Annotated in this window: 1 protein-coding gene; it reads right to left on the reverse strand. The window is 50.7% G+C overall.

From position 1 onward, the window contains the following. Nucleotides 1–1,144 (reverse strand): non-ribosomal peptide synthetase (locus JFL43_RS22115; protein WP_200750719.1); only part of this gene is annotated, 1,144 nt, incomplete at both ends.

The following is a 1,144-nucleotide window of genomic DNA, read 5'->3' on the forward strand; positions in this document are numbered from 1 at the left end:
CCTCTGATCTTCACCTGATCGTCCGAACGTCCGAAAAACTCGATATTGCCGTCCGGCAGCCATCTGGCCTGATCTCCGGTCCGGTACATTCGTTTTTCAGGCTGGCATGGATGAGCTGTGAATTTTTCCGCGGTCAGTTCCGGGCGGTTTAAGTAGCCGCGGGCAAGGCCTGCTCCGGCTACGCACAATTCTCCCTTTACGCCGACCGGACAAAGAGTATTATCCGAATCTAGAATGAAAACCTCTGTATTGGCAATTGGTTTTCCAATCGGGATATTGTCAAACACGCGGTCAATATAGAGACTGGTGCTGACTACCGTATTTTCAGTCGGACCGTAATTATTAATTAACTGGTACCGCTGGGGATGAAACCGGCGTAATTTATCACCGCCGGTCAACAGATAGCGTAGCGACTGGTTATCAAGAGCCATAAACTGTTCGGCGATCTGGGTCGGCAGGAAACTGATAGAGATACCGTGTTCTTCAAAATACGCATTCAGTTTGACCATATCCAGCCGGAGCTCTCCGTCTATCACATGAAGCGAAGCGCCGGACAATAGATATGGGAACATTTCCCACACAGAAGCGTCAAAGCCGAATCCAGCGTACTTTGTGGCCTGATCCGAGGCCGTTACCTGGTAATACTCAATATGCCACATCGACAGATTGACCACGGACTGGTGTTCAATCATCACGCCTTTGGGATACCCCGTAGTACCGGAGGTATAAATCACGTAGGCAAGATCCGAAGGCTGATTGACCAGGTCCAGATTTTCTTCCTGCCCGGGATCTTCTTTCGTAAATATCAGGACGTCTGTTTCTCCTGCTTCTTCTGCCAGATGAGGAACGGTTACGAGAAGCTTGGCGCCGCTGTCAGCGAGCATATATGCTTTTCGTTCTGCCGGATAATCCGGATCCATCGGCAGATAAGCGCCGCCTGCCTTGAGAATGCCGAGCGTACCGATAAACATTTCAATGGAACGGTCTACAAGCAGGCCGACAATGTCCTCAGGGCCGATGCCCAAGTTGCGAAGCCGCTGTCCAAGGGCATTCGCTTTTTCGTTCAACTGCCGGTAAGTCAGGGACAGGCCATTATGGATGACAGCTGTCTGATCCGGTGTTCTGCGCACTTGATTTTCAAACA

The sequence above is a fragment of the Viridibacillus soli genome (assembly GCF_016612995.1).
Classification (GTDB): Bacteria; Bacillota; Bacilli; order Bacillales_A; family Planococcaceae; genus Viridibacillus; species Viridibacillus soli.